The 23,366-nt window shown below is 43.9% G+C and carries 18 protein-coding genes; 9 read left to right on the top strand and 9 right to left on the bottom strand.

Going from position 1 to position 23,366, the window contains the following annotated elements; all coding sequences use genetic code 11:
- Nucleotide 1 precedes the first annotated feature (1 nt).
- The 6 genes from D8S85_RS15455 (at nt 2) to D8S85_RS15480 (ending at nt 5,541) form a co-directional block, all read left to right on the top strand.
- Nucleotides 2–2,338, top strand: a complete 2,337-nt coding sequence (locus D8S85_RS15455; protein WP_394345024.1) for a hybrid sensor histidine kinase/response regulator — start codon at nt 2–4, stop codon at nt 2,336–2,338.
- Entirely contained in the window at nt 2,313–3,626 is a 1,314-nt protein-coding gene (locus D8S85_RS15460) for a sigma-54-dependent transcriptional regulator (protein WP_021971807.1), read from the top strand. Before D8S85_RS15455 ends, D8S85_RS15460 begins: the two co-directional genes overlap by 26 nt.
- A 351-nt stretch (nt 3,627–3,977) precedes the next feature.
- Nucleotides 3,978–4,394, top strand: coding sequence for a hypothetical protein (locus D8S85_RS15465; RefSeq protein WP_034522606.1), 417 nt, complete (start codon nt 3,978–3,980; stop codon nt 4,392–4,394).
- A gap of 217 nt (nt 4,395–4,611) precedes the next feature.
- The gene (locus D8S85_RS15470) at nt 4,612–4,917 is read left to right on the top strand and encodes a helix-turn-helix domain-containing protein (RefSeq protein WP_004319013.1); all 306 of its coding nucleotides are present in this window, start codon (nt 4,612–4,614) and stop codon (nt 4,915–4,917) included.
- 19 nt (nt 4,918–4,936) lie between these two features.
- On the top strand, nt 4,937–5,233 hold the full coding sequence (locus tag D8S85_RS15475; RefSeq protein WP_004319014.1) for a helix-turn-helix domain-containing protein: 297 nt from the start codon (nt 4,937–4,939) through the stop codon (nt 5,231–5,233).
- Complete coding sequence (locus tag D8S85_RS15480; RefSeq protein ID WP_004319015.1) at nt 5,230–5,541, top strand: helix-turn-helix domain-containing protein; 312 nt, start codon at nt 5,230–5,232, stop codon at nt 5,539–5,541. The genes D8S85_RS15475 and D8S85_RS15480 overlap by 4 nt, the downstream gene beginning before the upstream one ends.
- A gap of 66 nt (nt 5,542–5,607) precedes the next feature.
- Here the strand turns inward: D8S85_RS15480 and D8S85_RS15485 are convergent, their stop codons facing one another.
- Nucleotides 5,608–6,909 carry a site-specific integrase gene (locus D8S85_RS15485; protein ID WP_021971806.1) on the bottom strand — a complete coding sequence of 434 codons (1,302 nt, stop codon included), beginning with the start codon at nt 6,907–6,909 and terminating at the stop codon, nt 5,608–5,610.
- Between the two features lie 23 nt (nt 6,910–6,932).
- Nucleotides 6,933–8,156 (bottom strand): site-specific integrase, encoded by a 1,224-nt coding sequence (locus D8S85_RS15490; protein WP_005832231.1) that lies wholly within the window; start codon nt 8,154–8,156, stop codon nt 6,933–6,935.
- A 428-nt stretch (nt 8,157–8,584) separates the two neighbouring features.
- Here D8S85_RS15490 and D8S85_RS15495 point away from each other — a divergent pair, with 428 nt between their 5' ends.
- Together D8S85_RS15495 and D8S85_RS15500 are read left to right on the top strand one after the other, a co-directional pair.
- Nucleotides 8,585–9,049: a DUF2059 domain-containing protein gene (locus D8S85_RS15495; RefSeq protein WP_106481390.1), complete on the top strand. Its 465-nt coding sequence runs from the start codon at nt 8,585–8,587 to the stop codon at nt 9,047–9,049.
- Between the two features lie 150 nt (nt 9,050–9,199).
- Nucleotides 9,200–9,739, top strand: coding sequence for an RNA polymerase sigma factor (locus tag D8S85_RS15500; protein WP_106481391.1), 540 nt, complete (start codon nt 9,200–9,202; stop codon nt 9,737–9,739).
- A 132-nt stretch (nt 9,740–9,871) separates the two neighbouring features.
- Here the strand turns inward: D8S85_RS15500 and D8S85_RS15505 are convergent, their stop codons facing one another.
- The 6 genes from D8S85_RS15505 to D8S85_RS15530 form a co-directional block, all read right to left on the bottom strand.
- Nucleotides 9,872–12,586 (bottom strand): zinc-dependent metalloprotease, encoded by a 2,715-nt coding sequence (locus D8S85_RS15505; RefSeq protein WP_106481392.1) that lies wholly within the window; start codon nt 12,584–12,586, stop codon nt 9,872–9,874.
- A 127-nt stretch (nt 12,587–12,713) separates the two neighbouring features.
- The gene (locus D8S85_RS15510; protein ID WP_106481393.1) at nt 12,714–14,306 is read right to left on the bottom strand and encodes a PKD-like family lipoprotein; all 1,593 of its coding nucleotides are present in this window, start codon (nt 14,304–14,306) and stop codon (nt 12,714–12,716) included.
- An 18-nt stretch (nt 14,307–14,324) separates the two neighbouring features.
- On the bottom strand, nt 14,325–15,032 hold the full coding sequence (locus tag D8S85_RS15515) for a DUF4843 domain-containing protein (protein WP_106481394.1): 708 nt from the start codon (nt 15,030–15,032) through the stop codon (nt 14,325–14,327).
- 18 nt (nt 15,033–15,050) lie between these two features.
- A complete protein-coding gene (locus tag D8S85_RS15520) occupies nt 15,051–16,586 on the bottom strand; it encodes a RagB/SusD family nutrient uptake outer membrane protein (protein WP_158641609.1) in 1,536 nt (511 codons plus the stop codon).
- Nucleotides 16,587–16,604: 18 nt separating this feature from the next.
- On the bottom strand, nt 16,605–20,024 hold the full coding sequence (locus D8S85_RS15525; RefSeq protein WP_240648697.1) for a SusC/RagA family TonB-linked outer membrane protein: 3,420 nt from the start codon (nt 20,022–20,024) through the stop codon (nt 16,605–16,607).
- 80 nt (nt 20,025–20,104) lie between these two features.
- A complete protein-coding gene (locus D8S85_RS15530; RefSeq protein WP_106481396.1) occupies nt 20,105–21,274 on the bottom strand; it encodes a FecR family protein in 1,170 nt (389 codons plus the stop codon).
- Nucleotides 21,275–21,407: 133 nt separating this feature from the next.
- Here D8S85_RS15530 and D8S85_RS15535 point away from each other — a divergent pair, with 133 nt between their 5' ends.
- Nucleotides 21,408–22,754, top strand: a complete 1,347-nt coding sequence (locus D8S85_RS15535) for an MATE family efflux transporter (RefSeq protein ID WP_106625136.1) — start codon at nt 21,408–21,410, stop codon at nt 22,752–22,754.
- 1 nt (nt 22,755) lies between these two features.
- Here D8S85_RS15535 and D8S85_RS15540 read toward each other — a convergent pair whose 3' ends face one another.
- Nucleotides 22,756–23,364 carry a hypothetical protein gene (locus D8S85_RS15540; protein ID WP_106481397.1) on the bottom strand — a complete coding sequence of 203 codons (609 nt, stop codon included), beginning with the start codon at nt 23,362–23,364 and terminating at the stop codon, nt 22,756–22,758.
- Nucleotides 23,365–23,366: the final 2 nt, after the last annotated feature.

The raw sequence follows: 23,366 nt of genomic DNA on the forward strand, positions 1-23,366 counted from the left end.
TATGAACAGAAACATACCCCTGCAAGCTAAAATCCTCTTCGGCTATATGATGTTAATGGCGGTCATCATCAGCATGGCCGCTATTCTTTTCCATGAACACGCACGCCTTCGGAAAATCGAGGCCGACACCTACGAAATCAGACAGGCACGCCGTGACATATCCGAGATACACCGCAACATCACGGTACTCGCCTCATTGGGCGAGAGCGTCATCGCTTGGGAGGATGAGGACTACCATGCCTACCAAACGAGACGGCTGAGGGTGGACAGCCTGCTGCAAATGCTGCAAACGAACCATAGCTACATATTCGGTCTGTCGCAGATAGATACCCTGCAACAGTTGTTGGCGGACAAGGAGACACACCTGCACCAAATCATGCAGGTGTTCCACCGGCAGGACAAAGCCGACAGCCTGCTGGTGAACCATCTGCCAGAAGCTGCAAGGCAAGCGACACAGACCCGTACCGTCGTGCAGAAGAAGAAAGGCATAGCCGGATGGTTCGGCGGCAAGGAAACGGTGCAAGTGCCCGCCTCGTCCGACAAGCTCCGCTCGCTGAACGAACAGCTTATCGCCCTGCAAGCGGAGCGGATACGCAACATGGAGAATTACACCGACAGCCTGCGCATCCGCAACAGGGAACTGAACCGCAAACTGTTCGCCCTGCTCGGTAACATCAGAGACCATGCACAAGCCGCCTTCCGGGACAGGGAAGAGCAGATAGCCCAAGCGCACCAACGCTCCACCTCCATCATCACCGGGCTGATCATCGCCGCCATCCTCCTGCTGGTGTTCTCGTACCTGATTATCCAGAAACATCTGAAACGGGATTCGCTGCTCAGGAAAAAGATGGAGGGTGTCATTGACCGGAATAATGAACTGCTGGAAACGCGTAAAAACGTCATACTTACTATCTCGCATGACATACGCGGCCCCCTGAACATCATTTACGGATATGTCGAACTGGCAAAAGATACCCGGGACAGGAAACGCAGGAATCACCATTTGGAAAATATCGAAACGGAGTGCAAACATATCCTGCACCTGCTGAACAATCTGCTGGACGTGTACCGCCTGAACGAGTCCAAGGAAACCTGCAACAATGTACCGTTCAACCTTAATGATCTGTTGGAACGTATTGTGACCGGATTTTCACATATTGCCAATAATAAGGGAATCATATTCCACCATGATTCCCAAAATACGGATGTCGTACTGTGCGGTGACATGGATCGTATCTCTCAAATTATAGACAATCTACTGACGAATGCTGTGAAGTTTACAAACGCCGGTATGATACAGTTCAATGTCCGATATGAAAATGGAATGCTTTATATAGAAATAAAGGATACGGGAATCGGTATGGATCAAGACACCGTTTCGCGTATCTTCCGTCCGTTTGAACGCCTGTCGTCTGAGGCGAATGCCGAAGGTTTCGGGTTGGGCTTGCCCATCACAAAAGGATTGGTCAAACTTTTAGGAGGCAGCATTGATGTGGAAAGTAAAATCGGGCATGGCAGCACATTTCGTGTATCCCTGCCGTTAGCGGTTTCCAATGAGAAAATCAATAGTGAAGCGTCGGCAGTTCCGCAAGACCGTCTGCCATTGCCACAGCGCGTACTTGTTATAGACAATGACACATTACAACTGGAAATAGCCAAGGAAATGCTTGAACGCAACGGAGTATCGTGTACCACCTGTTCCAATGCCAAAGAACTGGTCAATGAGATGCGCAGGCAGGATTACGACTTGCTGCTAAGCGACATACAGATGCCGGAAACCAACGGTTTTGAAATTCTGGCATTGCTTCGCAAATCCAGCATCGGAAATTCACACACAATTCCGATAGTAGCCATGACTGCACGAGGAGAAGGAGAAAAAGAGGCATTCATAAAGGGCGGATTCACGGACTCCATCCACAAGCCGTTTTCCATGAGAGAACTGTTGGATATGGTCTCTTCTGTGGTGTCACGCGATGTGGAAGAGTCACATACACCGGATTTTGCCACGTTCACGGCAGATGTGCTTGATAAAAGAGAACTGCTAAGAACTTTCATTATCCAGTCCGAACAAAATATGGCAGACTTGCAATCGGCAATAAAGACAGGGGACATTGAAAAGCTCCATGACATAGCCCACGAGATAAAGCCCTCGTTGGAGTTGTTACGGGCCGATGCTCCACTGGTAAAACTCCGCACCACGTTAAACGATTCTGCATGCGATATGAATACCGTCAATGAACAGGTGAAGCTGCTGATAGGACACATCTCCGGACTTATAACAGAAGCTGAAAAGGAAATAAAGAAAATGAGCGATGAAACAGAAGGTACTGATAGTTGAAGACAATATAAGTTTGTCACAACGCCAGAAAGACTGGCTTGAACAGGCGGGGTACGATGTAATGACCGCCATGCGTGAACCGGCCGCACGTGCATTGATACGCAAGCATCGGTTCGACTTCATATTGTCCGATGTGCGCTTGCCTGAAGGTGACGGAATATCGCTTTTAGAGTGGCTCACAAAAGAGAAGAAAGACATTCCATTCATAGTGACAACGGAATACGGGTCTATACCGGATGCGGTACGCGCCATCAAGTTGGGGGCAAAAGACTATCTGCCCAAGCCGGTACACCGGGAACACCTGCTTGAACTGGCGGAAGAGATATTCCGTCCGCTCGCGACTGTCCGCACGAAACCGAAAGACCTGTTCAGACGTACCTGCCCTAAAATACTTGAGGTGGAGAGATACGCGAGGATAGTAGCCCCGTCGGATATGTCGGTGCTGATACTCGGTGCCAACGGTACCGGCAAGGAGTCCGTGGCACAGGGCATTCACGCGAACAGCGGACGTGACGGCAAGTTTGTAGCGGTCAATTGCGGAGCGTTGCCACGCGAACTTGCGGCATCCCTCCTGTTCGGACACGAGAAAGGCGCCTTCACCGGTGCGGATACGGCAAAGAACGGATATTTCGACATGGCAAAAGGCGGTACGCTCTTCCTGGATGAAATCGGCACGATGCCTATTGACATACAGTCCATGCTCCTTAGAGTGTTGCAGGAGAATACCTATACCCCTATCGGCAGCGACAGGGAGCGGATGGCAGACGTGCGGATTGTGGCGGCAACGAATGAAAATCTGGAACGGGCCATCAAGGAAGGACGATTCCGGGAAGACCTGTACCACCGTCTGGCAGAGATGGAAATCAGGATGCCATCTTTGGCCGAGTGTGCTGATGACATTTTGCCTTTGGCGGAATTTTTCCGTGAACGGTTTTCCAAAGAACTTAAGAAAGAGACAAAAGGCTTTTCAAAAGATGCCATATACCGACTTCGTTCTTATCGTTGGCCGGGCAATGTCAGGGAATTGCAGAACCGGATCAAACGGGCGGTGTTGCTTACGGAAACCCCTGTATTGGAGTTGCCGGACTTGAACGCAGACAGTCAGACTGATATTCGGATTACGGAGAAAACTCCGGACATATTGCCTTTGAAAGACGAAAACAGCGAGAGGGAAGCCATTGCAAATGCCCTTCAAGCGTGCAACGGGCATCGTGAACAGACCGCACGATTGTTGAATGTAAACTCTTCAACACTGTACCGGAAGATGAAGAAATACGGGATAAGATAATCCCCGATATTCTATCTATTTCCGGCAACAGTGTTGACACAGAATATATTGAAATGATTTTTCAATCCGACTGAAATTTTGTAAATTTGCAAAAGATTTGGCAGGGTATAGCCTTGCCGGTCTGAAACATAGAAGAAAACCGGTGGAGGGAAAACCCCTCTGCTGATTATATAACATAAGAGCGCAAGCTTCTCGGACAGAAATCTGGTAAATTGACGTTAAAGGAGAATGATTGCGTAATGCTTATGCTATGCTCTGTCATAGCGTGGTGTTGCGTGTTCTCCTTTAGGCTTTACCAGAGCCTCTGTCTGAGTGCGTGGCTACCACGCTTCTTTTTTTAGACGGACAGGTATGGCAAGAATACAAATCATAACGGCAGTGACATTGGACGGTTATCTTCCCGACCCGAATGAAGAGTTGTTGCAATGGGTGAAGACGGACAGCCAAGGTTTCCCGTTCTGGCACGAGAGGAGTACCTTCACGCTGTTTCCCGGCTATCCCATGCTGGACTTGATTTGTGAAAAGGACGAGAAACCGGACTCCTTTACCTTTACCTCAGAAATATCCGACCCAAAGAGCCTTGACTTGCTACACGGGCTTTCCATCTACCACCTCATTGACGAAATCATCATCTACATTCTTCCTCTGACAACAGGCAACGGTACGGACTGCCTGCATCGACTTCCGGTCAATCGTTGGAAACTTTACAGGACAGTTGCTTTCAAAAACGGGATTGTCCGTCTCATTTATCGCAAATCCTCGCGATAGTCCATTGCATCCTGCAAGGAAATCTTGCAATTTGCAAGATTCGCCATTTATTCATTTTTACAGCCTCAGATTTTTATTTCACTGATATACAATGTTATATCAGTTCCTCTTGGTGTCTATCGGTGTCATTGGTACGCTGTTGGCCTTATAATATGATATAACCTGTTGCGCAACAAGGTGTAAGCAAACGATAAGTTACACTTAAAACAGATTACTCATGTTACAGATAAACAGCGAGATGTTCGCCCAAATCATGGAACGGTTCGACAGGATAGAGCGGGCATTGGAGCGTATGAACAAGCTGAAGGAATGCCTGGACGGCGACACGCTCTTGGACAACTACGACCTGTGCCGGCTGCTCGGCATCACCAAACGCACGCTGGCGCGTTACCGCCAGAAGAAGCTCGTGACCTATTACATGATTGACGGGAGAACCTACTACAAGGCATCCGAAGTGGAGGCGTTCCTCAACCAAAAGGGCAAGTCATTGCCGGCGAGGTTCAGACATCAGCCAAATGTTTAATTAAAATGAAGCAAGGATTATGGAAATAATATGTGTTGACAAACAGACTTTTGAAGAATTGCGTGTCCGGTTCTGTGATTTTGAGGAACGGATGACGCGGGTATGCCGTCCGGCCGAGGACCTCGGCTTGAAAAACTGGCTGGATAATCAGGAGGTGTGCGATGTGCTTCGCATCAACAAGAAGACACTACAGGTATATCGCAACAAAGGGATATTGCCTTTCAGCCGTATCAAGAACAAGCTGTTCTACAAGCCTGAAGACGTACAGAGATTGTTGGATTTGAATTATCACCCTTTAATAAAAAGCAGATTATGAGCTATCATTTCTTGGACGACAAAGACCCTCGGATCGACGTGATGTTTCAAGGGCTGGAAAAAATGGAGAAGATGCTCTCCGTGATTGAGAAGATGCCGAAATCCCTCTTTAACGGTGAGCGCTTCCTCACTGACGAGGAACTCTCCAAAGTCCTGCGGGTAAGCAGGCGCACATTGCAGGAGTACCGGACATTCGGGGTGGTTCCTTATTACATGGTGCAGGGCAAGACTCTGTATAAGGAATCGGATATTCTGAAGATACTGGAGGATTCCTACAAGCGTTGCCGGGAAGAACAACGATGGGTATAGCATCGTTCACTAAAAGAGACGGAGAAATGATTTCCTTTTTACAAAGGGCATTTCTCCGTTTTTATTTTATGCCATTTCAGACTTTCTTCCCCGTTTTTTCTTGACGATGAAATCTTCTTCGCAAAGCTGTATCTGTTTTCCGAAACCTGTGGACTTTAGCCGTTTCATATCCTCGTCCACTTTGGTGTCCGTTACTTGGGCATACAGCTGGGTGGTGGAAATGGAGTTGTGTCCCATCATGCGGCTGACCGTCTCTATCGGCACACCGAGCGAGAGGGTGATGTGGGTCCCGAAATTATGCCTGGCCTGATGGTAGGTCAAATCAAAGCCATATACCTGTCCCAGCTCTCGTGTCAATGTTATAAAATATCCACGATTGTAAACATTGAATACCTTGTCCCCGGTTCTTTGGCTACGATATTTCTCGATGATTTGAAGGGGAATATCCAACAGGCGGACAGACGAAAGCGTATCCGTCTTTTGCCTGTGGATGTGAATCCACCATGTGCCGTCCTCAGCCTGCGTGACATCATTGACCGACAGTTTTTTCAAGTCCGCATACGCCAATCCGGTAAATGTCGAGAAAATGAACATATCCCTTACGAATTGCAGTTGAGGCTTCTCCACCGGGGTGGTCATCAGTGTCTTCAAGTCCTCCAATTTCATGTGCCGGCTTTTTCTTTTTGGCAGTTCGGGATGCAGGCGGCAGTAAGGGTCACGGCGCAATGTCCCCTGGCTGACCGCCCGCATTGTCAGCTTCTTCAGGCGGTACAGGTGTTCATGTACGGTCTTGGGTTTTTGGTTGCGGTTCGTGCGCAGGAACAACTCGAAGTCGTCATAAAACGCACGGTCAAGGCTTCTCAATGTCACGTCCTCCACGCCTTTCTTCTCCTGAACAAAAGCGGAAAGGTGCTTGTAGGAACGCTTGTAGGAGTCGTATGTTTCCTGTATGCGGTCTATCCCGATACGCTTCTTGAACTCCTCGTTATGCTCCCTGAACAAGGCAAGCAGGGTAAGTGGTTTCTGCCCGATGCCTTTGACTGCATTCTTGACAAGTTCCGCTGTAATGAACCCCAGACTGTTCTTTATCCTGTCGTAATGTCCGGTTATCTCGTCTGTCAGGTCATCTATGGCGCGGTTCACCGTAACTGCATTTTCACTCCGTCCGTCGGCGCGTCCTTTGTCGGGATTCCAAATAGAGGGATTGACGGATACTTTGGTTCCTATCTGTGCCCATTCGGCATCGATGCTTACCTTGCACAATAACTGGCACATTCCGTCCTTGCGGACTTTCGTGCGGTTTATATAGAACAATACGGCAAATGTACTACGCCGCTTGATATTCTGGTTTTCTATATTCTTTTCCATGTTCTTGTTTTTTTAAGAGGTAATCAAATCACGACGGAAAAACGTTCCGATATTTTCCGGTTCAAAGTCCTTGTGTCGGAATCAATCTTGTCATCGGTCACTTTCGCGTAAATACGTGTGGTTTCAATCCGGCTATGTCCGAGCATTTTGCTGACGGTTTCAAGAGGAACCCCATGCGAAAGGGTGATTTCCGTGGCGTAGGTGTGCCTGGCCACGTGAAATACCAGCGGACGGTTGATGTTGCAAATCCGGGCAATCTCTTTCAGGTAGAGATTCATGTTGGAATTACAATACATCGGTAGCAGCCTGTTATCAGAAACGGCATCACTGTACTTTTTCAGAATCTGTAACGGCAAGTCCAACAAGGGGATTTCAAATTCTATCTTGGTCTTCTGGCGGGCACTTTTAATCCACCATGTGCCGTCTTCCGCAAGCGACAGGTTTTCTTTTGTCAGCGAGCGCATATCCCTGTATGAAATGCCGGTGAAGCAGGAAAACAGGAACATGTCACGGACAAGGTAAAGTGTCTGCCTATGGAGCGGAGTGGTCATAAGCCGTTGCAGCTCTTCATCGGTAAGATACTTCTGCACCGCTTTCGGACGAACCGGCTCGTAACCCATGAACGGATAAACGGTAATGATACCGTCAGCGATAGCCTCACCCACGATGGTTTTCAGTTGGACGGTCAGGTTGATGACGGTTCCGGGAGCGAGATTGCGTTCGGTACGAAGGTACAGGTCGTATTTGTCGATGAAGGAGCGGTCCAATGCCGAGAAAGGAATATCCGTTAGCCTGTATTTTTCTTGCAGAAACTTCTCAATGTGCCTATAGGCATTGCGGTATGCCTGCAAACTTTTGGCTGTGCGGTTGACTCCAACTCGCTTTTCAAAGTTGTTGATGAATTGCCTGAAATAGCTCAACAGTGTTTCCTGCCCGCTTGCCATTCCAAGCAAAATGCTTTTCACTTCCTCAGCGGTCACACCGTCACGGACGGCAGACTGCTCGTTATAGATACTCAACGCCACCGCACGGATCTCATCCAGCCGGTTGTTGATTTCCTTTGCCGTCACACTCTTGCCAGACGCACGCCCCGAAGTCCATCGGGATTGCGGCACTTTCATCTTCACGCTGAATGCCGCTTCAGAGTATTTTCCGATGTTCAACTTAGCCATTACTGGACATTCGCCATTGGCATCCGCCTCGCTCTTTTTCAGGTAGAACGACACCTTTACATTTGCCTGATTCATAACCTATTCCTTTGTTTGCAAAATTATTATATAGTGAGCAAATGAATGGCATGAAAAATATAGCGGAATATAGAAAAAGCCCCCTTGACTTCCAATCTGAGACTGTATTTTTTCCTGATACGGAAAATTTTGACTAACTTTGCATTAGCAAAAAACAGACAGAACAGCGTTCTTGCGGTGGTGAACAGGGGTAGAAAAACAGTTTTGGAAGTAAATTTCATACCTATTTTCAATCCCGAAAAGGCAACGGATAAGTAGCGATTTGTTTGCCTAACTCCCCAAAAACAGGTCAAAAACCTCAAATGGAAGAATGTGGAACAAAACGACTTATCCCTTTCTCGTCCAAGCACTTTGCATTATTCCTCTGAAATCCATCCGTATGTGAGCGAGTTTTGTCATCTTTGTAACACAATTTAAAATATGATGTTATGAAAAAGATTTTATTTATCCTTGTTCTTGTTTTGGGTATAGGAGGTGTAAGTGTTGCTCAGACAGCACAAACTCAACCTTCTAAAGAATATGTTGTCGCATTGAAAAAAATGATCGTGGTTTCCGGGAGTGATGCAACATTCAGACTTCTTATCCCGCAAATGTTTGCCATGATGCAACAACAACTCCCGAATGTTCCCGCTGAATTTTGGAGTGAGGCTGAAAAAGAGATGACGAAGACATTGGTGGATGACTTGGCTGAAATGTTAGCTCCAATCTATCATAAACGCCTTACTTTATCCGATTTGCAGGAAATTACTAAATTTTACGAATCTCCTGTCGGGAAGAAAATGGCTGCCGCACAACCGGCAATCGCCTCTGAAAGTATGGCTGTCGGACAACAATGGGGAATGAAAATTGCAGCGAAGGTAGAGGAGGCGTTGAAGGCAAAAGGGTATTTGTAGGAGTTTGAATATGGGGAATAAAGGAGTGTCTCCTGTATGGGGAGACAACTTCGTTCTTTTTAAGTACATCGTTTGATGTAGATCAAATTTTCGAAAAATACCTTATCTTTGTAAAGGTGTTTGTGAATGGAAGAATTTGAAAAATGATTTATGAATCCTAGCAAAGTGGTATTGTCTGAGAAAGATTTTGAAGAATTGTTTGATCTTCATTTTGAGAACTTGATGGGATTCGTATGTAGTTATGTGCGGGATGAAGAAGTGGCAAAAGATATTGTTCATGATGTTTTTTTGACGCTTTGGAAGAATAGAAACAAATTGTATTCATTATATTCCTTAAAGACGTACCTGTTTAATTTTGCAAAGAATTGTGCCCTGAATTATATAAAACATCAGAAAGTCATTGAAAATAATGAGCGTAATATCATTGAATTGAACGAGAATGTAACGGAGGAGTTGGAATACTATGAGCAATGTTTGTCCCGATTGGAGAGTAAATTATCGAAATTGTCTGAAAAACAACGTCTCATGTTAATAGCCCATTTCGTGGATGGAGAGACGTATAAACAAATTGCGGAAAAATTTGGCATAAGTGTGAACACTGCGAAGACTCATGTTGTTAGAGCGATTAACTATTTAAGGGAAGAATTACGAGATGAGATGTTATTCTTGTTCTGGTTGTTAGCAAAATAAACTGGGAACTTTTATCCGCGTGTTATGATCAAATAGGACTGAGGGAAGTCTCTTTTCTAAATAAGCCTGATCTCGAAAAACTCCGGATCAGGCTTAAATATGTCACGAGAATAAGTTTGTGGTTTATCGTGATTAATTAATAGTTAATGCGTTGCGAGTCTGTCTCCATAAATACTCGTAATGAGCCAGATCCTCAACGTGAGCATTGTTTAGTTTGCTCTTTAGCAGTTTGTCAATCTTGCTTATCATGGTTTGTTTGTAGACATTGATCTCGCTGATATTGTTTACGTCCACTGTTCTTTGGAAAGGAAGTCTTGACTCTCCGAATTGTTCTGTCAATAAAGCGGAAGCAACGGCTCCTTTGCCGAATTTCTCTTCGATATACTCTAATTGAGCGTCGAAACGATCCTGTAAAGCAGGATGAATCAAACCAAGGAATCGTAATTCTTCCAACGAGGGTAAAGAAGTTTCAATCGAGATAATCGGGTCGGACGTGATTTTTTGTGCATTCTTTTCTGCAATCATAGGTTTGGCCATAGCCGTTACTATCGCACGTTGAAGAATCTTTTCTTCATCCGTTAACTTGCGGTTTTGAAGAGTAGAGAAGAAAACTTCATTATAGAGATCATCGAAATATTCCCGAATGGTATAAGCCGTTTTTTCTGGGGCAATGTGTGATGATAAAGTCACGTTTGTCGGAATGGTCGTTAACAGGTTGCTGGCGACGAGAGAACAAATTTTTGCAGACATTTTCGTGTGTAACGGGAATTTCTCCGTTAGTTGCGGGTTATTGATCCAATCGCATGAACGTAATTCTTTCAACACCCAGGACAAAGATGATTTTTGACGTTCTCGATCTACTGGAATCGCCGGCTTGCCGGGCGTCCCGTCTTTCACTTCCGTTAAATAAATTCCACCGATCTGGCAAAGCGTGTTTGTGAGGTATCGGTAGTATTGGTTTACAATTTGGTTGTACAAACTTTGACGATGACTGGTATTTTCATCTTCTTCAATCCATTCATTTACCCGGGGTAGAATGTATTTAAGATTCTTTATCCCGTAATTACCGGCTTTTATGGGATCATCCCCCAAGTCTTCCGTAAGGGCACTCGGATCATATTGACTAAATCCTTGTGACTGGATTTGTTGGCGACCGTATCGGTAGAAAGGATCACCTGCTTTTTCGTCAAGCAATCGACCGGCAATCTCTGCTTCTTCCCACATGTCTTTTGCTTCGGGAACAGGTTTGTACAACCATTGAATGACATACTCGTCATAAACGCCCAGATCGGGAGGTGTTAATTTTACACCCTTGTCTTCCGGTTGTGCCACGTAATTATGACGGGCGTAGTCCATGATTGAAGGCGTGGTTCCATATTTCTGCGTAAAACTGATGGAACGTAAAGAATCTACCGGGAAAGCAGAGGAGGCTCCCATGTTGTGCATCAAGCCTAACGTGTGCCCAATTTCATGCGCGATTACATATATCATGGACTCGTCTACCACGTCTTGGGGCATTTTTTTCGTGCGTACCCGCTCGTCGACTTGGGCTGTTTGCACGAAACGCCAGTTATTGATTAACTTGATGATATCGTTATATACGATCACGCTCGCATTTAGAATTTCTCCGGTTACCGGGTCTACCCACGACGGGCCCATTGCGTTCATCGTAGCGCTTGGAGAATAACGAATACACGAATATTTTAGGTTGTCTGGGTCGAAAGAGGGATCTTCTTCTTCTGTTGGGAAATCCCGAACTTGCATCACGTTCTTTAAACCTATTTTTTCAAAGGCTTTGTTCCACACGAGAACACCTTTCCGGATAGAGGATTTCCATTCTGCGGGGAAGGTGTTGTCCACGTACCAAACAATGGGTTTCTTTACGTCAACTGTTACACCTTTTTTCCAGGCAGCGATATCCGTCGGTTCCAGACGCCAGCGATTGGCAAGGATGTAGGGACGCATCCCGTCTTCAATCGAGGATATTTCGTGTTTTGAGGTTGCGGTCGGTGTGTTTGCATCCATGCTCCAGAATACTCCAATGCGGGAGTCTTGTATGCGGGGTGACATTTGTTCTTCTGGCAATAATAGAATAGAAACGTTCGAGGTCGTGGATACTTCTCCTAGTTTGAAGCGGAATATGAGGATTTGTTGCATGACTTCAACCTCTTGGCTGATTTCTATGGAAGCATTGTCAGTAAAAGATTTAATCCTGCCAAGAGATGTTTTTTCCTTTTCTTCCTTGCTGCCTTCTTTTGGGGGAGTCAGATTATTATTGTGGGGTCCCATTTCAAATACCATAGCCGTAATATCGAATACAACGGCTGTACTGTCGGGAGTGTAGGCCGCGATGGGGAATCTTTTGTAGAATTTGGGCGTATAATTTTTTTCAAATGCAGCTCGTAGACCGGGATCGTTACTATTCAACGTTGCCGAGGTATTGGGTTTGTTGAAGATAACGGAACTATCCTGCAATTCTACTTGAAGGTGTAACGGGTTCGAGTATTTGTATCCCACATTTATGAAAGTCGGATTGCTAACCGAGGAAACGGTTCCCCCGATTAATATTCGACGTCCTACGTATTTTAGCGGATATTCGAGATAGACTTTTTTGTCTATTTTATGTAGCGTTACAAACTCCCCTTTGGCAGAGACGACTCCCGGTTTCTTGAGTAATTTGTCATACTTGGTAACTTTTCCTTTTGTCGTCTCCGTCTTTTCGTCTTTTTTCGTCTCCGTCTTTTCGTCTTTTTTCGTCTCCTTTTTACGTTCGACCCCTGAAGTTCCGATACAAGGAGCCAACATGGCTGCTAAAAGTAGCCCTACATACAGTTTTTTCGTTTTCATGAAATGAAATTAAATTGATAATAGTTATTAACGCCAAGAATTATTTCCGGCTTATTATATCTTTTACTCTGATCTATTCTCTATTTCCCACGAGCTTCTACAAGTGGAAAATAGAGAGATTTTTCTGCTAGTATTCTATTCTTGCATTCAGGTAATTAGTTGATTTCCCATATTTGAATACCGAGTGAACAATTTTTCCTAATCCGGAATAATGTTGAATTTCGATTTGATTATCGGTTAACGGGTCGATATCTCCTCTGGCAATTTTATCAATGATGTCCTTTTTTATGTTGCAGATATAGAAATGTCCATCACTGAATCCAAATCCCATTTCAACGGCATTCCCGTTCGTGTGCATGGATACGAGGTCTCCGGTAGGAGCATTTTCTCCTGTCCCGAAGTCTTTATAGAGATAGATTTTATCATTGCTCCAACGATAGAAATAAACCTTTTTACCGACACTAAAGAACAAGTGGGGATCGGCCGTGAAGGACGTATTGGAGCCTCGTAACAAACAATATTGCGTTTTGTCGTCAATACCATACCCGGAAGCGAATTCTTTTTGTTCGGGTTTGGTGACCGTTATGCGATAGTTTGATGTCGAAAACGTGAGGGTCGGTACTTGAATGTAATGTTTGCCTGTTGTATTATCTTTTAAAACGTGAACAAGATAGCATTTATTGGACGATTCATTACATGTTTCCGCGTATGCGAGGTCGATATTTGCGTCCATGCCATTGCAAAAGTCGAATACTCCCGGATAACTATTGTCCGTGTATCCTTTCGTGAAAATCGGGATAGCATAAGGAATGGTTGATGTATTGTGGTATGCCAACCACCTTTTGTTTGCATTATCAAACATTAATTGGAAATTGGTTGATCCCGAAAAAGTGAAATAAGTAAACGATGTACTACCGCTCGTATGAAGGAAAGGTATGGTGGAGTAAGAAGCTGTTTGGAACATGCTGGTCGTTTTTTTGTTGATGCGGTCATAAATTTCTCCTTGATCCGTGAGCAAGAGTTCCGGACCTTTATGGGTGTACGCTACCCGGATCGGGTTGAATCCGGCATAAGGATATGCACCTCCGATAAATTCCTCTTCTGTCCGAATTACTTTCTTAAAGTTGCTCCCGTTTAGTTCAACCAAACCATCTCCTCCTTTCTGCATGATGAGAATTTCATCTGCTTTGCTCGTGTAGTGTGTTTCTATGCGGTATGGTTTAGAACCTAACGGATTGTTCGGATAGAGCGTTTTGTAAACGTCAGGATAGAGTTCGTAGGTCTGCATGTGGATAAACGATAAGGCCGAGTGCCCGTCAGTTTCGTCTTCGGCAAGAATAAGCCATCCCAGGAAGTATTCAGAACTGACAGTTAGTTTGAAATCTTGTCCGTAGGTTAATTTACTTGTCCGATCTGTCATTTGGAAAGTTAAGTAAAAAGTTCCTGCTTCCGTGAATGTGTGTGTTAACGTTTTTTCGGTAGACAATTTTTCCCGTCCGTTATAGGTCCACAAAAAATCATAGTTTGTTGAATCGGTATTAGCCCATTCGATTGTCGGAGTGTATGTTTTTTCTTTTTTGACGGGGAAATTAATATTATCGTCAGATCCGATAATTACATTCGGCATATTGAATTGAAAATCTTTTGATTTATCATCAATACAACCGATCATGAAGTAACTCACTATGAAAAGGATACTTGAAAATATAATGTTTTTCATAAAAGTCAATTTTATAGATTATTTTAGTTTGCCTCCGGCCACAACGGTCATTTCTGTTCCGTTGGCTTCAAGTATGGTATTGCCCGCTGCTTTTTGTTCTTCCAGGTATTGTTTGAACACGAGGGCATAATGCCTTATCGTACTCTCGTCGGCATCCGTTAGGTCAACCCCGACAACGCTATTGAAAAGGCTGTATTTCAAATCGGAATAAGTGCCAAGATAATAGGAAGTTACCGTGCTGGTCCACCAATTAGGTTGCGAGATGATGTTGTGAAACCAGATGACGGCAACCCGATACGTGCTTTCTCCTTCCGTGAAGTTTTCGTTACTTGCCAATCTAATGACGATACGCACTTTATTCGCATCCAACTTGGAAGAGTATTTTAATTTTATATAACACGTGTCATTGACAGCTCCGGCTTTGAAGACAAATTTGTCGGGTATTTCATAATCTGAAGGTGCGGCGGTTGTGTATTCGTCCATCACAACAATTTTGTATTCTTCGTTTTGGTTGCTGAAACCGGAGCTTTCCACAACAACCGGGAAATAGATCTCGGTTTCGCCCGGATAGGTGAAGAACGATATATCCGATGAGTCTGCTTCTGACTTCTCGAAGTGAATAAAACGTTCCGAAGTGTTGTTGTTATAGGTAAGAATTTCTTCTTTTGAGCAGCTACATGATGAATAGATAGCCCCTATCATAATAATATGTAATATATATTTCATATCGCTTTATTTTAAAAATCAATAATAAGCAGTTTCGCTATCTGGCATAGGTAATACATACCAGCCGTCTGGTACAGTCTTATTTGCGGGAGTCCCGTTGTAAAGTTTGGGCCAGTTGAGTTTTTTCAGGAAATGCCAAGTCTGTCCTCTGGCAATGAAATCGCGGTTTGCTTCATTGACTAATTTTTCCATGAAACTATCATAGTCTGAAGCGGAAATGGAATTCGTGCAACCACGGGCGTCCCTGATCTCTTTCAAGAGGGCCACGGCTCCGGCGATTTCACCGCGGGCAGCTAAACATTCCGCTTTGATGAGATAGATTTCCGGTAATTCCAACACGGGAATAAGAGGATTACTATAGTTCACGATAGAGTTGTTCGTTGAATAAGAGGCATCCTGTCCGTCCCATACCCGGTAACGATAATTACTGGAATTGTAGAGATTTGTATATCTGTAGTCATCTGATAAATCACCATCGAAAAGGTATTGAAGATTGACAATTCTGTTATAGATCTTGCTAATGGCCGAGGTGTAATTATCACAAACTTTGTCATTCCAGAATGCGATGAGAGGTTCCGGGATACGTTTCCCGTCTATGGCGTTCGGGTTCGATGCGGCTTTGGGATTTTGGGAATACAAATGGAATTTGTCACTCCCCACCCAGTCATTCAAAATCGTATCGGCATATTGTTCCGCTTTAGTATTATCCCTCATGTAGGAATAAACCCTCGCTAACAGGGCGGTAGCTCCCCAATAATTGAAACGGTATCCGCGGAAAGCAAAGAAACCGTTACCGTATCCTTCACGGGTTCCGTCGGATTTTAAATTCAAAACGCCTTGGAAAAGTACGTATTCTATATTATCCATTCGATTCCCGTTTACGATCCATACACTTTTATTACGCAGTTCGTCGACATCAATGGGGCGCAATGTCTGTTTTGCGTATTCCAAATCTTCGATAATGGAAGTTAACACCTCGTCCATGCTTTTGTGCTGGGGCAATAAATTGGGATAGTCAGTCACGTATGGGATAGTCGTTCCCTTGTAACCGGTAATGGGAGCCGGGGCAAAGAGCCGGAGCATTTCAAAATGTAGAAGGGCTCGCAATCCTCGAGCTTCAGCCATAATCATATCTTTTTCCCACGTGTACTCAAAATTAGCATTACTGCTCTCGATCTGTTTGAGTAAATTATTACAATTTGCAATGGCATTGTAAGCTGCCCCCCAAACACTTGAGACAACTGTTTTGGTATTATTATCGGTGTAATCATCGTGTTGAAGTGCTCCCCGGTACTTGGGTATTGCATAACCGGGTTGATAATTCCAGCTAATGGAACTGAGAAGACCCCAAGTTAGTTCTTGACCGTAAAGATTTTCCGAAGCCACGAGTCTATAAATTCCAATTAGGGCACTTCTGAAGCCTTTGGCTGATGAGAAAGCATCGTCTTCAAGCACTTCATCATTCGATCCGGTTTCTAGCCAATCATTACAAGAACATAAGCATCCGGAAAAGAATAAGGCTAAAACGATCGGTAATATTTTAATATTTTTCATAATCGGCATCATTAAGTATTATAACGTGATGTTCAAACTAAAATTAAAAGTTCGGGCAAAAGGGTAAGATGTACCCCGTTCTTGCTTAATGGATGAGAACGTCGCTATGTCTTCCATGTTGAATTGTAAACGTACCATGCTTAATCCCCATCTTTGTACAAGTTGTCGGTTAAAATCATAACCTAGCGAGAGAGAATTGAAAGTTAGCGTGTTATCGTCTTGAACGAATCGGGATGTTGGACGGGTAACATAGGTCCGGTCTTTAATGCTTTTCAATGTGGCTTCATCTCCGGCTTGTTTCCAGCGATCGGTTAGGATTCTGCGATCACCGCTACATTTTTCAAGGTTGACGTTTTCCACCGCAACCAGTGTATTGTTGTAAGCCTGTCCTCCCCACCTGTAAGAGAATGTCGAGTATAATGTCAAGTTCTTCCATCTTAGGTTTAAACCGCAAGTTCCAGACATCTTCGGATCAGTGTCTCCTAGACGTTGCTGCTCGGCTGATGACCACGTGTAAGTCACCGTCCCGTCTCGTTTGATGTAGAGCTCATTTCCGGTGGCAGGATCAATACCGTAGGATTTCATCCCATAGATGGCGGATAAGGAGTTTCCAACCTCGTATTTGGTAAAAGGTGTGCTATAAATGCTGTTTGTATTATCTTTCGAATACTTGGAAAAGAATTCATCGATTTGCTCGTTGTAATTTTTTAACGCATCTCCGATCTTCGTGATGACATTTCTATTATGATTGGCGTTGGCAAAAAGATAGACATCCCAATTTTTAGAGGAATAGACTTTGGCGTTGATCTTAATGTCTACTCCTTCATTTAATACTTCGCCGACATTACCTTTGTAAGTGCTGAAACCGGAAGATGACGGGATAGAAATGTTTTCCACTTGATCCATGGTCTTTTCGTGATAATAGTCGACATTTAAAGATAATATATTTTGGAGCAAAGAAATTTCCGTACCCAAATTTAATTTCCGCACTTTTTCCCACATTAAATCTTCATTACCTAGGGCTTTTAATGTCATTCCCCACATATCTTTATAGGGAGCGTCGTATAACATGTTATAAGTCGTTCTTGCCTGATAGGGGCTAAAATTAGCTTTACCGGTCTGTCCGTAAGTGGCTTTGATCTTAAATTGGTTCAAAAAATCCACACCCTGCATGAAAGCGTAATTGTGGAAGTTGATCCCGGCGCCGAAAGACCAAAACGTACCCATTTTCTTGTTAGCCCCGAATGCCGACGAGCCATCATAACGTCCGGAAACATCGAACAAATAGATATTGTTGTACGTGTAGTTGAATTGTAGATAAGTACCAAAACGTCGGGTATTACTATCTTGGAATGTCGGCTCATCTTTGATAGCCAAGGCATTGCTCGGAGAGGGTACGGCTCCTTCGACAAATCCTTTATAATAGGCATACGTGGAATTTGACTTCGTTTCGTAAGCCTCAACTCCTAACGTGAAATTAAGATTGTGTTTGCCGATCTGTCTGTTGTAAGATAGTAAGGCGTTTAAGTTCCATTTGCTGGTTCTGATCTCTCCATCTTTATAACTTCCCTTCTCGTAAATATCTGCATTACTGAATGTGCCTGAACTGGGATCCACGTACACGTCCTCGTCCTGTAATTTGAAGGATGCGCTAAATGTACCTTTTAGCAATAAATAATTATTAATATACCAGCTTACACTTAGGTTGTTAATAAATTCCTTGTATTTACTTTTATCGAAACTGTCAATGGAAGCCTCGTAAAGGGGGTTGTTAATGTATACGGGCTTACTCACGGATGACCGGATATTCCGATAGATACTGAATATCTTGTAATAATTGCCTGTTTCCGGATCTCGGGGAGTCAAATAGGGCTTCATTTGCACGTAGTTGCTAAACGTCCCGTAAGGGGAGTTTTTGGATGACATCAGGTTTAATGTTGCCTGATTTTTGATTTGTAAGGTTTTGTAACGATAGTCAACCGTGATTCCGGCCCCACTCACGTTCCGGTACGAACCTTTCATCACTCCGCCTTTACTTTGGTAGTTCAGATTCAGCCCCCATCGCAAAGATTCGCTACCGCCATCGATATAAAGGTAGTGTTTATGATTAAACTCGTTTTGTAAAGGTTTGGAAATCCAATCTGTATCAACCCCCCGGATGATATTATTGTATAAATTGCCGTAATTGATCAGACCTCCCGCGTTCCCGTCGTCCTTGGTTGCCGATTCGAATAATCCGGCATGATATTCAGCTTCCAAAGCCTCTCTTGCATTCAATAAATTGTAACTGCTGAGATCAGGAGCGGTAAGCGTGGCTGTACCGGAATAACTGATGCGTATCTCTCCGGCGGCGGGGGCCGATGTTTCTATAACGATCACGCCATTGGCAGCTCTGGAGCCATAAACGGCCGTCGCTGCAGCATCTTTTAGGATCGTAACACTCTCGATGCGATTGACATCCATGTCGTACACTTTCTCCATGTCAACCTCGAACCCGTCTAAAATAAAGATCGGGGCACTCGGGTTGTTTTTTAAGGCAAATTCAGACACGTCGTCAGATGTCAGCTTGTCCAGTTCTTTCAATTCAGAGGTTCCCGAACGTCCCCGGATATAGTATTCCGGCATCGTGTTCGGATCGGATCCCATGACATTGTTTTGGATCGACTTGAAAGAAGGATCGAAGGTCGCCAAAGCTTTTATCACGTTGTGAGGTGACACCTTCAACAAATCGGCTTTGCTGACTTTCGTGGAAGTCCCCGTGAAACTCTCTTTACGAATTGTGGCATATCCCGTAACCACTACGTCTTCCAATGCTTCGGTCTCCTCTTGCATAATCACGTTCAGGAAAGTCGTTTGAGGTTGTATCTGGATTTCCCGTCTTTGCATACCGATAAACGTGAACACAAGAGTCGGATTCTTCATTTCAGGGAAAGTCAACGAGAATTTACCCTCTTTATCGGTTGCAACGCCCAGGCCGGTTCCTTTTATTCTGATCGTGACACCGGGAATGGGAATGGAGTCTTTATCCATGGTCTTCCCCCTTATCGTGATCTTTTTTACCTCTTCCGGGGAATCTTTCACGGGAGAAATCACGATAACGTTATCAATGATTCGGTATTTGTAATTTGGTCCGAAAATGGTTCTTACGACTTCATCCAGTGTCGCTTTGGTGAGATTGACAGATAGTTTTTGTTTTACATCGATCTCTTCTTTACTGAAAAAGAAATCTTGTTTGAGTTGTTTTTCCACTTCTTGCAGTATCTGCATGAGTGAAGTGTTTTCTACTTTTAGATTGACTAATGCCTGTTGTGCATAAACACGGGCTGATAAATGCGTGAAACTCACGCATAGAAAAAAGATCACGAGTTTCATAATTCGTAATAATTTGATGAATTTTTTACACGTGTAAGGATAGCTCTCGCTTCGTTTTTTTTTCATAACTTTGTGTGCTAAATAATTACTAAAGTTTTTATATGGGAACTTTACAGGGATTGGTGACAACAATCCCTGTTTTTCCTTTATTTGTATATTGTAATCGTTCTGTTTTTCACATTAAATTTGATATCGGTTGCTTCTGAAATCATATCCAGTACTTTTTCGAGGGGCATGTCTTTATTTATAACACCCCTGAATTTATGTTTCTTTATCATCGAATTCTGGTAAAATACGTCAATATCATACCAACGTTGCAGTTGACACATGATAAGCTCCAGGCTCATTTCATCGAAAATGAAACGTCCTTCCCTCCACGAGATATAATTCTTCACGTCTACTTCTCTAATACTCGTGTTACCCGTGATCGTGTCGGTGACACTTTGAGTTCCGGGTTTCAGCGTGACTTCCTGCTTATTCTTGTTGGAAATGAATTTTATGGAACCGTTGACAAGAGTGGTGTATATACACTGGTTATCCGCGTATGTATTCACGTTGAACGTTGTTCCCAAAACCTCGATAGAAGCGTTGTTTATATTTACAATAAATGGTTTTGTGCTATCTCTTTTTACGACGAAAAGAGCTTCTCCTTTTAGGAATACTTCTCGTTTCCCGGATAAAAATTTAACAGGGAAACGTAATTCCGATTCTGAATTAATCCATACTTGCGTTCCGTCGGATAATTCAATGGGATAAAATCCCCCGGCAGGAACAACTAACGTGTTGTATATTTCAGCTGCAGACAGGTTACTGGTATCTATTTTGACTTGAGAATAACTTAGACCTGATAAAGAATCATTTTTAACTCCTTCAATAAATTGAGTCTCGATAGTTCGCGTGAGATTGTCGAGTTCTTTCACGTTTCCGTCAGGTAATATCAAGCGGGCTTGAGGTCTGCCGGGAGTGATGATGGCAAATTCTGTTTTAGTGTTAATGGCATCTTGCGTATCAGGAAAACCAACACTGTAATAGATAAATAATCCGATGATAAGTATGGCGGCAACGCTGGAACTCCAGTAAGTTATCAGGCGTCTGTTCCGGTCATTTCGTATCTCCTGTTTGATGTGTAAACCGACTTCTTTTTTCATTTTCTTGTAATCTCGATGGGATAACTTTTGTCGGATTACAGTAATGTCGGTCATTAACGCTAGGTGAGCAGGATCTTTTAACCATTCTGTAACTTCTTCATCATCCAACATTTCACGATGATTCAAAATGGTGAATGCAAATTCTATATCTTGCTTGTTATAATCCATATCTTCTTTTTTGTTAATAGAACAACCTCCCCCTTAAAATGTATGACATCGTTTTTTTATTTTTTTTAAATAGAAACAAAACAAGGTTATGAAGAGAATATTATTCTTTATTTTTACCGCTCAAATACGAAGTATGAGATATTGGCTGCAAAAATATAGAGAAGATTATTCGGCAACGATCAAAATCGGGATACCGATCGTGTTGGGGCAATTGGGGATTGTGATTGTCGGGTTGGTGGATAATATCATGGTGGGACATTTCAGTACGTCCGACTTGGCAGCCGCTTCTTTCGTGAATAGCGTGTTTAATATTCCGATCCTGTTCGGGATGGGGTTTTCTTACGGCCTGACCCCTTTGGTCGGGCAATTCTTCGGGCGAGGTGACAAGTTCCGGGTTGGCGGGCTGTTGCGTAACAGTTTGTTGGCAAACTTTATGATCGGGTTATTCCTTTCTGTGGCGATGGGAATTATGTACTTGAACGTGGATAGAATGGGACAACCGGAAGAGCTGTTACCCTTGATTCGACCTTATTTTCTGTTACAGTTGACCTCTCTCGTGTTTGTCATGATGTTTAATAGCTTCAAGCAGTTTGCTGATGGCATCACGGATACAAAGACTTCCATGTGGATCATGTTGTCGGCGAACCTGTTGAATATTATCGGAAATTCTCTCTTGATATATGGTGTGTGGGGACTTCCGGCATTGGGATTGACGGGAGCGGGGATTTCTACGCTGGCTTCGCGAATTTTCATGTTCGTGGCTTTTGCTATTATCTTTTTCCGAAAGCAATCTTATCGGCGTTACCTTGTCGGCTATCACCGGACAACGTATAACACGGGAGATTTGAAAGTACTGAATAGAATGGGGATGATGGTCGGCTTGCAAATGGGGATGGAGACGGCATTATTCAGTATCAGTGGTATCATGATCGGTTGGTTGGGAACGGTTCCTTTGGCAGCCCATCAGGTGGTGGCCTCTATCTCCACGTTAGGATTTATGGTCTATTATGGAGTCGGAGCGGCTGTTTCTATCCGGGTGAGTAATTTCTTCGGACGGGGAGATATAACAGGCGTCCGACGGGCTACCTTGGCAGGAACTCATTTACTTGCAGTATTGGCAATCTCGGTTTCCGTGTTCTTTTTGTTGGTGCGGGAGCATATCGGGTGGTTATATACTTCGTCAGAGGACGTGGCGAACTTGGTTGCCGTGTTAATGATTATTTTGGTATTCTACCAGTTTGGCGACAGCTTGCAAATTATTTTTGCCAATGCCTTGCGTGGCGTGGCAGACGTGACCTCTATGGCGGTGATCTCTTTTATCGGGTATTTCGTGATCGCGTTACCGGTTTCTTATATCTGTGGTTTCGTGTTGGATTGGGGAATCGAGGGAATATGGATCGGTTACCCCGTGGGCTTAACGCTTACCGGGGGAATGATGTGCTGGCGGTTCTATCATTTCTTGCGGCAAAAAGATATTTAATCTATATCTCCTTGGCAATAAAAGCGGGGAGTTTGTCTGCCGACAGTTCTCTTGCCATTGATTCGGGATTCACGTCATAATAAAAGGGTATGTATTCAAATCTTAGTTTCCCTTCTTCCATGTAAAAACGAGCATTTGCGTCAAAAGCAACAGGATGAAAATTCCCGTCAGTAGAAGGCATATCCCTGTAAAGAAGTTGTTGCTCCTTCCACCTTAATTCGTTGTCTTCCAGTTTCACGTCGTAAACTCCTTGTACAACCGCATCCATTTCGGGAGCTATTGTTGTTGTCGAGATCATTCGCATATATCCGGTAAATTCACGGGTGCTTTTTCGCTTTGCCAGTTCGTAATGGAACACGCTTGTTCCGGTGTAATCCTTCTTGATGCCGACGTGTTCTCCTTTTTCATCCAAGAAATAGACTCTTTCTTTCGCTATTGTCGTCATGTTAAAATGTAATCCGTTTTCCGTAAGCACCACATCGGAAAACATCATTTGGTCGGAATACACGTCTTTCAACTTTCCTTCATCAAGAAGATAAATCACATCGTCCGTTCTTAGAATTTTACCAAGAACCTTTTCTTTCAGGTAGGTCGCTAATTGCTCCTTCATCC

It is taken from the genome of Butyricimonas faecalis, from assembly GCF_003991565.1.
Lineage (GTDB): Bacteria > Bacteroidota > Bacteroidia > Bacteroidales > Marinifilaceae > Butyricimonas > Butyricimonas faecalis.